The 12616-nt window shown below is 36.7% G+C and carries 12 protein-coding genes; 11 read left to right on the top strand and 1 reads right to left on the bottom strand.

Features of this window, described 5'->3' with window-relative positions; genetic code table 11:
- The first annotated feature begins 7 nt into the window (after nt 1-7).
- Nucleotides 8-1678, top strand: coding sequence for a DNA repair protein RecN (gene recN / locus IGI46_RS16200; protein ID WP_429973842.1), 1671 nt, complete (start codon nt 8-10; stop codon nt 1676-1678).
- A gap of 38 nt (nt 1679-1716) precedes the next feature.
- Here recN and IGI46_RS16195 read toward each other — a convergent pair whose 3' ends face one another.
- Nucleotides 1717-1842, bottom strand: a complete 126-nt coding sequence (locus tag IGI46_RS16195) for a DUF4044 domain-containing protein (protein WP_429964021.1) — start codon at nt 1840-1842, stop codon at nt 1717-1719.
- Nucleotides 1843-2056: 214 nt separating this feature from the next.
- Here IGI46_RS16195 and IGI46_RS16190 point away from each other — a divergent pair, with 214 nt between their 5' ends.
- The 10 genes from IGI46_RS16190 to ftsA all read left to right on the top strand — a co-directional run bounded on the left by IGI46_RS16190 (nt 2057) and on the right by ftsA (nt 12606).
- The gene (locus IGI46_RS16190) at nt 2057-2440 is read left to right on the top strand and encodes a DUF3397 domain-containing protein (RefSeq protein WP_429964020.1); all 384 of its coding nucleotides are present in this window, start codon (nt 2057-2059) and stop codon (nt 2438-2440) included.
- Nucleotides 2441-2601: 161 nt separating this feature from the next.
- Nucleotides 2602-3033, top strand: coding sequence for a division/cell wall cluster transcriptional repressor MraZ (mraZ, locus tag IGI46_RS16185; protein WP_429973841.1), 432 nt, complete (start codon nt 2602-2604; stop codon nt 3031-3033).
- 15 nt (nt 3034-3048) lie between these two features.
- Nucleotides 3049-4005, top strand: a complete 957-nt coding sequence (gene rsmH, locus IGI46_RS16180) for a 16S rRNA (cytosine(1402)-N(4))-methyltransferase RsmH (protein ID WP_207701250.1) — start codon at nt 3049-3051, stop codon at nt 4003-4005.
- 5 nt (nt 4006-4010) lie between these two features.
- Nucleotides 4011-4391 (top strand): cell division protein FtsL, encoded by a 381-nt coding sequence (gene ftsL, locus IGI46_RS16175; RefSeq protein WP_207701251.1) that lies wholly within the window; start codon nt 4011-4013, stop codon nt 4389-4391.
- Nucleotides 4392-6566 (top strand): penicillin-binding transpeptidase domain-containing protein, encoded by a 2175-nt coding sequence (locus IGI46_RS16170; RefSeq protein ID WP_429973840.1) that lies wholly within the window; start codon nt 4392-4394, stop codon nt 6564-6566.
- 16 nt (nt 6567-6582) lie between these two features.
- Nucleotides 6583-7545 carry a phospho-N-acetylmuramoyl-pentapeptide-transferase gene (gene mraY, locus IGI46_RS16165; RefSeq protein ID WP_429964018.1) on the top strand — a complete coding sequence of 321 codons (963 nt, stop codon included), beginning with the start codon at nt 6583-6585 and terminating at the stop codon, nt 7543-7545.
- A 12-nt stretch (nt 7546-7557) separates the two neighbouring features.
- Nucleotides 7558-8922 (top strand): UDP-N-acetylmuramoyl-L-alanine--D-glutamate ligase, encoded by a 1365-nt coding sequence (gene murD, locus IGI46_RS16160; protein WP_429964017.1) that lies wholly within the window; start codon nt 7558-7560, stop codon nt 8920-8922.
- An 8-nt stretch (nt 8923-8930) separates the two neighbouring features.
- Nucleotides 8931-10022 (top strand): undecaprenyldiphospho-muramoylpentapeptide beta-N-acetylglucosaminyltransferase, encoded by a 1092-nt coding sequence (gene murG, locus IGI46_RS16155; protein WP_429964016.1) that lies wholly within the window; start codon nt 8931-8933, stop codon nt 10020-10022.
- A 21-nt stretch (nt 10023-10043) separates the two neighbouring features.
- Nucleotides 10044-11126: a cell division protein FtsQ/DivIB gene (locus IGI46_RS16150; protein WP_429964015.1), complete on the top strand. Its 1083-nt coding sequence runs from the start codon at nt 10044-10046 to the stop codon at nt 11124-11126.
- A gap of 160 nt (nt 11127-11286) precedes the next feature.
- Nucleotides 11287-12606, top strand: coding sequence for a cell division protein FtsA (gene ftsA / locus IGI46_RS16145; protein ID WP_207701256.1), 1320 nt, complete (start codon nt 11287-11289; stop codon nt 12604-12606).
- The last annotated feature ends 10 nt before the right edge of the window (nt 12607-12616 follow it).

Genomic DNA, 12616 nt, shown 5'->3' with positions numbered 1-12616 from the left:
ATAAATTATGTTGCAAGAATTGACAATCAAAAATTTTGCGATTATTTCTTCTTTGCATCTAACTTTTACTAACGGAATGACAGCGTTAACCGGTGAAACAGGAGCAGGAAAATCTATTATCATCGACGCAGTCAGCCTGTTAGCAGGTGCACGTTCCTCAACAGAATACATCCGGCAAGGAAGTGATCACTGCCTATTAGAAGGTATTTTTGATCTTCCAAATCAAGTTGAGTTTGAAGAGTTGGTAGAGGAATTAGGAATTGACACGGAAGAAAATATACTAATTGTTCAACGAGATATGAACATATCTGGAAAAAATATTTGCCGAATTAATGGAAGAACAGTGACACTAGCAAATTTGAGAAAAATTGGTCAGTATATTGTGGATATTCAGGGTCAAAATGATCATCAAGAATTAATGAATCCGGATTCTCACTTAAGATTGTTAGATAGTTTTGGCTCAAAAGAATTTCAAAAAAACAAGCGCACGTATCAAGAATCGTATAGAAAATATATTGATTTAGTTAAGCGTGTAAATAAATATAAACAAAATGAGCAATCTTTTGCACAACGGATTGATATGTTAACATTCCAACAAGAAGAAATAGGAAATGCTCAATTTGAAAATGGTGAAGAAGAACGTTTAATTGAAGAACGAGACAAATTGATGAACTTCCAAAGAATTGTTGATACTCTTTCTTATAGTTATCAAGGGTTATCTGATGATGAGGCAGGAGCGTTGGATACAATTGGATCTGTCAGTCAGGAACTTCAATCTATTGCTTCGTTGGATGAAGAGTATCAAACGATTTCTGAAAATGTTAGTAGTGCCTACTATTTATTACAAGATGCTGCGAGCGAGATAGGACGTCAGTTAGATGCTCTAGAAATGGATGAGCAAAGGTTAGAATTGGTGAATGAACGATTAGACCTTATTCATCAGTTGAAGCGAAAATATGGTGATTCTGTTGAAATCATTTTAGATTACTATCAAACAATCAGTCAAGAATTACTGGAATCAGACTTTTCAGAAGGAAAATTAGAGCAATTGGAGAATGAACTTTTGGAAAAAGAAGAGAGGCTTCTTGAAGAAGCTAATGGATTACATGCTGAACGTGGTAAAATAGCCCAGAAACTGGAAAAAGCTATCCAAAAAGAGTTAAAACAGCTATACATGGAAAATGCTCGCTTTCAGGTAGTGTTCAAAACAACAGGCTTTCAAGAGGAAGGCTTAGATCAGATTGAATTTTACATTACTACTAATCCTGGTGAACCGTTGAAACCTCTAGTTAAGGTTGCCTCAGGTGGTGAAATTTCACGAATTATGTTGGCGTTGAAAACAATATTCTCTAAAACTCAAGAGTTAACAAGTATTGTATTTGATGAAGTAGATACTGGAGTCAGTGGTAGAGTAGCCCAAGCTATTGCAGATAAAATATATCAAATCGGCGAGAACTCACAAGTACTATGCATTACACACCTACCTCAGGTAGCGGCAAAAGCAGATCACCAACTCTATATCAAAAAGGAAATTATTAATGGGCGTACGATAACCAAGGTGGAAGAGTTACCTGAAGGCAAACGAACAAACGAGATAGCTAGAATGCTAGCGGGTGCTGAAATAACTGATTTAACAGTTCAGCACGCTAAAGAACTGCTAGCAATGGCAAAACAGTAAAAAAACCGCTGTTCCAATTGAAAGGAACAGCGGTTTTTTTACATAATACTAATAAGACTACTGATTACAAGCGATCCAACGATTAAAATTAGCATGGCCCAGATAACGATTTTTGTGATTTTTGAAAAATTGCTTGTTGCTTTTTTTTCTTTCAATTTTGCCACCGTCCTTGTACATATTCATAAATATGATACTCTAAAATAGTAGTCTCTGCAAATTTACTATAACCATTATAGAAATTATAAGCAATTCTTGAGAAGTATGAAGAGAGATTGGTCTTTGTTAAGAGTTGATAAATCTACTAGATTTTAAATAAACTGAAACAAAAATGTAATGATAATGAAGTATAGTGTCGTTAGTAGTTATAAGTAGGAAGGAATGGGTGTGTTGGGTTCATTTTCACCGATTTTATTATTATGGTATGTTTTCCCTGTAATCATACTATTAGGTTCAGATTATATTGTAAGTGCATTAAAACTAAAGCAACGTTTTAATATTAAAGTACCAGATATATCTGTCCCATTTTTATTTGTAGGAATGCATGAGATTTCGAAGCATATCAGCACGTTTTCTATTTTACCGTATTTTTTACTGACAATTTTATTATTAGGGATCGCGGTGGTTTTATTCCAAGCGTATCGTTATCGTGAAATTGTTTATGGACGATTTTTCAAGATGTTTTGGCGAATGACATTTCTATTGTCTGTAGTAATGTATTTTATCTTGATTATTGCTAGTTTTATTCGCCTGATTTTTAGATAAAAGACTTTAAAAAAACTGTCGAAAACACTGATTGTCATTGGTAATCTAGTATGGTTAGTGAAGGTCAGACAACTCTGTTTATTGTTTCCTGGAAAATGTGGTAGATTGTGGGTGATTGTGGTAGACTAAACTCATGTAGTGGGGAACAGGGGTGAATCTAGATGTTCATGGGAGAATTTCAGCATAATATTGATGCAAAAGGCCGTTTAATTGTGCCATCGAAATTGCGTGAACAACTAGGTGAGAAATTTGTAGTCACTCGTGGTATGGACGGTTGTCTATTTGGTTATCCTATGACTCAATGGAATGAGTTAGAAGAAAAATTAAATGAGATGCCATTATCAAAAAAAGATGCACGGGCATTTGTTCGTTTTTTTTACTCTGCTGCAACTGAATGCGAAATTGATAAACAAGGTCGAATTAACATTCCGGCTACTTTAAGAGGACATGCCGATTTGGAAAAAAAATGCGTGATTATTGGAGTAGCGAACAGAATTGAGATATGGAACGAAACGCGTTGGCGTGAGTTTACAGTAGAAACAGAAGCTAGTTTTGATGACATTGCGGAGACAATGGTAGATTTTGGATTTTAGGGAAGAGGATTTTTGATGACGGAAGACTTTCAACATACAACTGTTTTGCTACATGAGACAGTGGCTGGGTTAGATATTAAACCTGATGGTATTTATGTTGACTGTACACTTGGCGGAGCTGGACACAGTGAATATTTGCTTCAGCAATTAAATGGAAATGGTCATCTTTATGCATTTGACCAAGACCAAAAGGCAATTGATAATGCCGAAGTACGCCTGAAAGAGTATATAAAGCGTGGACAAGTTACGTTTATTAAAGCCAATTTTAGGGAGTTGAAAGATCAACTCGCCCTACTAGATATAACTGCCGTTGATGGCATCCTATATGATTTAGGTGTTTCATCCCCGCAATTAGATGAAGCCGACCGGGGTTTCAGCTATCATCAAAATGCACCCTTAGACATGCGAATGGATCAGCATGCTTCTTTAAGTGCCTATCATGTCGTAAACGATTTTTCCTATCAAGAATTAGTGAAGATTTTTTTCCGTTATGGTGAAGAAAAATTTTCAAAACAAATTGCACGCTTGATTGAGCGTAAGCGAGAAGAGTCACCTATAGAAACTACTGGTGAACTGGTTGACCTTATTAAAGAAGCGATTCCAGCCCCTGCTAGAAGAAAAGGTGGTCACCCGGCTAAGCGAGTCTTTCAAGCTATTCGAATTGCAGTTAATGATGAATTGGGTGCAATTGAATCTTCTCTAGAACAGGCAATTCACTTGGTAGTTCCAAAAGGAAGAATTAGTGTAATTACTTTTCATTCATTGGAAGATCGTATTGTAAAGACTATATTTAAAGAGTACAGTTCACCAAAAGATGTCCCACCAGGTTTACCCGTTATACCTGAGGAATTTCAACCTCTGTTAAAATTAGTTAACAGAAAGCCAATAGGGCCATCATCTAAAGAATTGGAAGAGAATAATCGTGCGAGAAGCGCGAAATTAAGGATCGCAGAAAAAACAAAGGAAGGATAAGAATTATGGCTGAACTAAAAAATAATCAACAAACGCAGTTTGATTATTCACAACCTGAACAACCAATCCAAACGCCAGATTCTTTCGAAGTCTTTGTTTCTCCGGCGGATCGCTTAAAGAAAATCTCTCGCATTGAAAAGATTGTTGCAGTTGGACTATTAGCTATGCTTATTGGCATGGCGATTGTTATGGTGAATACAAGGAATGATATTAGCAAGACACAAAATGATATAACAAACACACAAACTGAAATTGATAAAAAAGAAAAAACAGCGACACAACTACAACAAGAGAAGAACGAACTATCTCGTTCTGATCGGTTGAAAGAAATCGCTGAGAAAGATGGACTTTCAATTAACGATGAGAATTTAAGGAAAGTGAAGTAAATGATCTTTAAAAGGATTAAGCGTAAAATCCGTAAAAAAAATCTAACTCCGATGAACAATCGCAAAAAAGTAGGTATTCTTTTATTTGCTACGAGTATTGGGTTGTTCTTTTTGTTTGCTGGGCGAATGATCTTTGTTGTAGCAGGAGGACATGTAGCTGGTACCTCGCTTGAGGAGAAAACAGAGGAGCTTTATCGTGGCGAGCAAGTGGTCCCTGCAAAGCGGGGAACTATTTATGATCGTAATGGTGAGGCTATCGCTGAAGATGCCACTTCTTATTCTATTTATGCCGTTCTATCTGAAAGATATATGTCAGGCGATGAGAAGTTATATGCTCAAGAGAAAGATTTTGATAAATTAGCGGAGATCATGCATGAACAGTTAGGTGCTAAAAAGAACAGTGCTTTGAAAAAGCTGAAAGATGGTAAGAAAAATAATCTATATCAGGTAGAATTTAATCCCTGGGGAAAAAACATTTCAGAAGAAACTAAGCAAAAGATCGAAAAATCGATGAAGCAAGCTAAAATCAGAGGCCTTTATTTTGAGGATCACACCAAGCGTATGTATCCTAATGGAGCATTTGCTTCCTATTTTATTGGATATGCTTCTCCTGATAAAAATGAGAAACTTAGTGGAGTTACTGGACTGGAAGCTGCTTATGATGACGTGCTTAAGGGGAAAGACGGAAAGATTGTCTATCAAAAAGATAATAATCAAAATCCATTACCAGGAACAGTAGCTGAAAAAAAATCTTCTGAAGATGGCGAAGATATTTATACTACGTTAGATGCTGGATTGCAAAGCTATCTAGAAACCCTAATGGATGAAGTGAGTGAAGAAACTAAACCAGTTGACATGACTGCTACATTAATGCAGGCTAAGACTGGTGAGATTCTTGCTATGTCACAACGTCCGACATACAATCCTGAAACTAAAGAAGGATTAGGAGAGGACTCTGTTTGGCGAAATATTTTGGTTGAAGACAGTTACGAACCTGGATCAACAATGAAGGTTTTTACCACTGCAGCTGCTATCAATGAGGGTATCTTTAATGAAAATGAAAGTTTTAATTCTGGCAAAATTAGTGTCGGGGACGCAACAATCAATGACCATGATTTAGGGGCTAAAGGTGTTTTGACTATGCGGCAAGCTCTTTCTTGGTCTAGTAATGTTGGTATGGTCATGTTGGAGGAGCGTTTAGGTGATAAATGGCCGGACTATTTGAAACAATTTGGTTTTGGACAAAGTACTTATTCTGGACTCCCTGGTGAAAGTAAAGGAACTATGCCTACAAGTAATATTGTCGATCAAGCAATGAGTGCCTACGGACAAGCAATTGGCGTAACAAACTTTCAAATGATGAGAGGATACACGGCCATTGCAAACGATGGAAAAATGCTTCAGCCACATTATATAAAAAAAATGGTGAATCCTAATACTAGTAAGGAAATTGTGACAAAACCTGAAGTGGTTGGAGAGCCAATCACTGCAGAAACTGCAGAGAAAGTCCGTGAATACATGCGGGATGTAGTAGAAAGTCAAAATTATGGTTCAGCATACGATCAATACAATGTACCTGGTTCTCATATTTCGGCTAAGACTGGTACAGCTCAAATTTTTAAAGATGGGTCTTATTTAACGGGGGACACCAATTATATTTATTCTATCGCATTAATGTTACCTTCTGAAGATCCCGAATTCATTTTGTACTTAACTTTGAAACAGCCTGAGCACTATCCTGAAGGTGTATTAGGGAAAATTGCAAATCCATTGTTGAATCGAGCAATGGAATTTCAATCAGAGGAAGTTGATACAAATGATACAGAAGATCAACAGGTTACAGTAGAGGATTATCGTAATCTCAAAACGGAAACTGCAGTAGGAGATGCAAACAAGCGCGGTGTAAATGCTGTAGTTATAGGAAATGGAAATAAAGTAGTAAAACAATCATCAAAACCAGGTGAGAAAGTAATGTCTAATGAACGACTGATTCTTTTAACTGATGGAGTTAAGGAGTTACCGGATGTTCGTGGATGGTCTAAAGCTGATATCTTAAAACTTTCCAATCTGCTTGATATAGAAGTGGAGTTTACTGGAGAAGGGTATTGTACAAAACAAAGTATTGAACCCTACACAGAAATCTCCAATCAAAAATTAAAAATCATCTTAAGTTAGGACTGGAGAGAAAAAAATGGAACCGGCGCAACTATTTATTGCTTTTGTTAGTAGTTTTGCGATTACTGTCGCATGGATGCCTTTTTTAATTGGCTATTTTAGAATGAAAAAACAAGGTCAAGCTATTCGTGATGAAGGGCCTGAGTGGCATAACGTAAAAGCGGGAACACCTACAATGGGGGGGGCGGGTTTTTTAACAGCAGCTGCAATCACTATTGTATGGTTTAGTATATGGCAAAACAAGATGACAGCATCACTTTTGTTGTTGCTATTTGTATTAGTATTTTATGGCATAATCGGTTTTTTAGATGATTTTCTAAAACTGGCCCGTAAACAAAATGAAGGGTTGACCTCTAAACAGAAATTTATTGGGCAAGTAGTTGTTGCTGTTCTATTTTATGTTATTTATCAAATGGAAGGATATAGTAACACTTTAAACTTTTTTGGGCTAGAATTATCGTTAGGTATCCTATACGGTCTGTTTGTCATTATTTGGTTAGTTGGTTTTTCTAATGCTGTGAATTTGGCAGATGGAATTGACGGACTAGTTTCTGGTTTAGGGACGATCTCTTTTGCAGCTTATGGTATCATTGCTTGGAAACAGCAACAATACGAGGTATTGATTGTTTGCTTAAGTGTAATTGGTGGACTGGTCGGTTTTTTTCCTTACAATAAGAAACCAGCAAAAATCTTCATGGGGGATGTTGGATCGTTATCTCTTGGAGGGTTATTAGCAGCTATCTCTATTATGCTTCATCAAGAGTGGACATTGCTACTGATTGGGTTAGTATACGTTTGTGAAACTGCTAGTGTAATGATTCAAGTTACCTCGTTTAAGTTAACAGGTAAGCGTGTTTTCAAAATGTCTCCTTTGCATCACCATTTTGAGCTATCTGGATGGTCAGAATGGAAGATTGATACTGTTTTCTGGTTAGTTGGATTAGTCGCTTCAATACTAGTTTTAGTGATTGTACTGTAGGAGATGAAGAGAATGAAGCAAGTAAAACAATACGAAAATGAAAAAGTTCTAGTCTTGGGTCTAGCCAAGAGTGGGTTTAGTGCGGCCAAGTTGTTACATCGCTTGGGCGCGCTTGTTACTGTAAATGATGGAAAACCTTTCGAAGAAAATCCAGCAGCGCAAGATTTATTAGAAGATGGTATTCGAGTAATTACAGGAAGTCATCCAATTGAATTACTAGATGAAGATTTTTCTTTAATGGTAAAAAATCCTGGAATTCCTTATAGTAACCCGTTGGTCAAAAAAGCTGAATCATTACATATACCAGTTTTAACCGAAGTAGAATTGGCTTATCAGGTTGCTGAGTGTCCGATTATTGGTATTACTGGTACGAATGGGAAAACAACAACTACTACAATGATCAGTCTCTTATTAAATCAAGATAGAGAAAAGGGGAACGCTCATTTAGCAGGGAATATCGGTTTTCCGGCTAGTGAAGTTGCTGAAAAAGCAGAATCAGTTGATGATATTGTAATGGAAATGTCTAGTTTTCAATTAATGGGAATTGACGAATTTCATCCTCAAATTGCGGTGATTACTAATATTTATGAAGCACATTTAGATTATCATGGCTCTCGTGATAATTATGTGGCAGCAAAATGGGCGATTCAGAAAAATATGAATCTGTCTGATTATTTAGTCATTAATTGGGACTCCAAAGAGCTGCAGAACCTAAGTTCACAAAGTAATGCGACCATTATTCCCTTTTCAACTAAAACGGAATTAGAAAATGGTGCTTATTTAAAAAACGGTAGATTGTATTATCAAGGCGAAAGAATCATTGAGGCGAAAGAATTAGGCGTTCCGGGTCAACATAATATTGAAAATGCGTTGGCTGCTATCGCTGTTGCTAAGCTAAAAAATGTTTCTAATGAATCAATTTACAAAGCAATGACTAATTTTCAAGGCGTTCCTCATCGTACACAGTATGTAACAACTATAAGCGGACGCAAGTTTTATAATGATTCAAAGGCTACTAATAGTTTAGCAACCAAAATGGCTTTAAGTGGTTTCGATAACAAAACTGTTATCTTATTAGCTGGTGGATTGGATCGTGGTAACGGTTTTGATGAACTAATTCCAGCATTTCATGAGATAAAAGCAATCATTCTATTTGGCGAAACAAAAAATAAGCTAGCTGAAACTGCTGAAAAAGCAGGAATAAAGAAAATTCTGTTTACTGAAAATGTTGAAACTGCGGTGCCACTAGCTTATGAATACAGCGCAGCAGGAGACAATATTTTACTTTCCCCTGCAAATGCCAGCTGGGATCAGTATTCTAGTTTTGAAATTCGTGGTGATAAGTTCACGCAGGCAGTCGGAAAGTTAGAAAAGTAGGAGAAATAATGAAGATACTTGTTACAGGTGGAGGAACTGGTGGACATATTTATCCAGCTCTTGCCTTTATTCGTTACGTTGAGAAGATCGATCCTAGTGCAGAATTTTTGTATGTGGGAACTCACCGTGGTTTAGAAAATAAAATCGTTCCTGAAACAGGAATCCCATTTAAAACTATCAAAATCCAAGGATTTAAACGTAAAATCTCAATGGATAATATAAAAACTTTACAATTATTCATGGAGAGTTTGAAACGTTCGAAAGAAATTTTGAAAGAATTTAAACCTGATGTGGTTATTGGTACTGGAGGCTATGTTTCAGGGTCTGTTGTATACGCAGCAGCACGACTAAAAATACCAACCATTGTACATGAACAAAATAGTGTACCTGGAATTACAAATAAATTTCTCAGTCGTTTTGTCGATAAAGTCGGAATTTGTTTTCCAGATGCTAAGCAATATTTTCCAGAAAAAAAGACTGTGTTGGTAGGCAATCCGCGGGCACAGGAAGTTATTGCAAATGGTAAATCAGAAGTTCTTTCAGATTATGGGCTAACTCCAGAACGACCAACTGTCTTGGTTTTTGGTGGAAGCCAAGGAGCCTTAAAAATAAATCAAGCGGTAATTCAAGCATTGCCTCAATTATCACAAAAGGACTATCAAGTACTTTATGCTTCTGGAGAGAGATATTTTCAAGAACTTAATGAAAAGTTCGATGCCGGAAAAGCTTGGTCTAATATTTCCTTACAGCCGTATATTAAGAATATGACTGACGTAATGGCCAATGTTGATTTATTGATTGGTCGTGCTGGTGCTACCTCGATTGCAGAGTTTACCGCTTTAGGACTTCCTGCAATCTTAGTTCCTAGTCCCTATGTAACTAATGATCATCAAACAAAAAATGCTCAAAGCTTAGTAGATGCTGGAGCTGTTGAAATGATCAGCGATGCTGACTTAACTGGAGAAGTTTTAATAAAAGCAATTGACTCTATTATGGACAATCATACATTAAGAGAGCAGATGGCTGAGGCCTCAAAAAAAGAAGGGATTCCCGATGCAGCAGAACGTTTGTGGAATTTAGTAACCAGTATTGTGAAATAACGAAACAGGAGGTGAATAAGCTTGAGCCATCAAGAAACACCTGATAATAACAAAGATGAAAAAAGCAAATTAACACCTTGGCAACTTGCAAACCAAGAATATCTAAAAATGCATCCTAATGAGACGGGGGACTCTCCTGCAGAGGAAACTGATCAAGATTACTTAGAGAATGAAGAAATCCCTGAAACTCCCAATGAGAAACAAACGGATCAGCTAGAAAACACAGAAGCCCATGAAGAAAATGTCGAAAAAGAGAAAAAGGGCCCTGTTAATGGGTCATTTTTAGATCGATTGCCTAATATTAGACATGAACGTAATAAGCGCCTATACAGACGATCATCAACTTTAATTCTTTTATTTATGATTCCTGCGTTGGTATTGTTGTACTATGTTTCTCCTCTGAGTAGATTGTCAGGAATCTCTATTGAAGGTAATGAGCAAATTTCATCGGAAGAAATTACTAACAAGCTAAATTTTTCAATTGGCAGTAATCTTTGGTCGCAGTATTTTAACCGAGATGAACATGTTACACGACTTAAAAAACAAGAATTAAGAATTCAAGATGCGAAGGTTCATTTTAATGGGATTAATAAATTTGCTGTGGACATTAAAGAATACAAGGAAGTAGCTTATCTAGAACACGATAATAACTATTCTCCTATACTAGCAAATGGAAGAGTAATTCCAACAAATATTAAAAAAGATCAGGATTCTTTACCCATTTTAGAAGGGTTTACTGGGCCAAAACGGATCTTAGCAGTAATGAAACAATATGATGCATTATCAGAGGAAGTTCGTCAAGGTGTTTCACAAATAAAATATGCACCTACTAATGAGAACAAAAGTCTATTGCAAATTTTTATGAACGATGGAAATCAAGTTCTTGTATCTATTCAAGGTATGAGTGATAAAATGAAATATTATCCACAAGTTGTAGAGGAAATGAATGCCAAGGACATAAAAGGTATAGTTGATATGGAAGCCGGAATTTACAGTTATCCCTATCCTGAAGAATCGTCCTCAGATAACACAGAACAAAGCACAAGTGAAAGTACGGTAGAAACTACAGCAGAAGAAACCAGCCCTTCGGTTGAAAATGATTAAAATTATCCGAAGAAAATACGGATTCTCCTTTTTAATTCTGTGTAAAATGTGGTAAAATTGGTGGCAGTGAGTATATTTGAAAGAAATATATGACGTGCTTACTGAAAGCAGATATTTTCAATCTAGATAATGAAATTTTAAGTAGGAGGGAATCCCATTCATGGCAAAAGCAGGAATGTATGTGGGCCTTGATATCGGAACAACATCTGTCAAAGTTGTAGTTGCCGAATACATCGATAGCCAAATGAATATAATTGGTGTTGGAAATGCAAAATCAGAAGGAATCAATCGTGGGATTATTGTGGACATCGATAAAACGGTTCACGCAATTCAACGAGCAGTAAAACAGGCCGAGGAAAAAGCCGGGATTCAAATTAAGAGTGTCAGTGTGGGATTGCCAGCGAACCTTCTAGAAGTTGAATCATGCCAAGGTATGATCGCTGTAAATAGCGAATCCAAAGAGATCACTGATGATGACGTTCGTAACGTTGCTTCTGCCGCAATGGTTCGTTCAATTCCTCCTGAAAGACAAATTGTAGCTTTATTACCACAAGAGTTTACTGTTGATGGATTTGACGGAATTAAGGATCCCCGAGGTATGATTGGCGTACGACTGGAAATGTTTGGTCTTGTCTTTACAGGCCCTAAAACAATTATTCACAACATAAAAAAATGTGTTGAGACAGCTGGGCTAACAGTTGCTGAAACAATTATTACTCCGTTGGCTTTAACCGAGTCGATTCTCTCTGATGGAGAAAAAGATTTTGGTACAATAGTTATTGACATGGGCGGGGGTCAAACTACAACTGCAGTAATGCATGATAAACAATTGAAGTTTACGCATGTTGATCAAGAAGGCGGAGAATATGTGACAAAGGATATTTCGATCGTATTGAACACTTCTTTCAATAATGCTGAAGCATTAAAAATCAATTATGGAGACGCTTATCCAGCAAGAACATCAGCTGAAGAAGAATTTCCAGTTGATGTTATTGGAAAGACAGAGCCCGTTAAGATTGATGAACGTTATCTAGCTGAGATTATTGAGGCTCGTTTAGAGCAAATTTTCCGTAAGGCCAAAGGTGCTTTAGATGAAATCGAAGCATTGGATCTACCAGGAGGAATCGTTCTATCTGGTGGAGCAGCTAGCATTCCAGGAGTTGTTGAGCTTGCTGAAGATGTTTTTGGTACAAATGTTAAGTTACATGTACCAAATCAGATGGGCTTGCGAAATCCAGTATTCACCAATGTGATAAGTATTGTTAATTATTCGGCTGAATTGAACGACGTGTATCATTTGGCAAAATCAGCAGTGACTGGTGAAAAAGTTTCGTTGTCACCGCAAGTTTCAGCTGTATCCACTACACCAGTCTATGATGATTATGATGCTGTGGAAGAATACGAAGAAGAAACTAAACCAAAAAATGACGAAAAAGTAACTGGGAAGATTAAAGACTTCTTCTCTAATATTTTTGATTAACTCACATAGG

The organism is Enterococcus sp. AZ163 (assembly GCF_050498925.1).
GTDB classification, from domain to species: Bacteria; Bacillota; Bacilli; order Lactobacillales; family Enterococcaceae; genus Enterococcus_A; species Enterococcus_A ferrettii.
Note: the sequence above shows the minus strand (reverse complement) of the source record. Positions and strands in the feature narration are given on the sequence as shown.

Coding starts and splice junctions, on each gene's coding strand:
- IGI46_RS16190 (WP_429964020.1), top strand. CDS start 2,057: ATGGGTGTGTTGGGTTCATTTTCACCGATTTTATTATTATGGTATGTT.
- murD (WP_429964017.1), top strand. CDS start 7,558: ATGAAGCAAGTAAAACAATACGAAAATGAAAAAGTTCTAGTCTTGGGT.
- ftsA (WP_207701256.1), top strand. CDS start 11,287: ATGGCAAAAGCAGGAATGTATGTGGGCCTTGATATCGGAACAACATCT.
- IGI46_RS16170 (WP_429973840.1), top strand. CDS start 4,392: ATGATCTTTAAAAGGATTAAGCGTAAAATCCGTAAAAAAAATCTAACT.
- mraZ (WP_429973841.1), top strand. CDS start 2,602: ATGTTCATGGGAGAATTTCAGCATAATATTGATGCAAAAGGCCGTTTA.
- recN (WP_429973842.1), top strand. CDS start 8: ATGTTGCAAGAATTGACAATCAAAAATTTTGCGATTATTTCTTCTTTG.
- murG (WP_429964016.1), top strand. CDS start 8,931: ATGAAGATACTTGTTACAGGTGGAGGAACTGGTGGACATATTTATCCA.
- ftsL (WP_207701251.1), top strand. CDS start 4,011: ATGGCTGAACTAAAAAATAATCAACAAACGCAGTTTGATTATTCACAA.
- rsmH (WP_207701250.1), top strand. CDS start 3,049: ATGACGGAAGACTTTCAACATACAACTGTTTTGCTACATGAGACAGTG.
- mraY (WP_429964018.1), top strand. CDS start 6,583: ATGGAACCGGCGCAACTATTTATTGCTTTTGTTAGTAGTTTTGCGATT.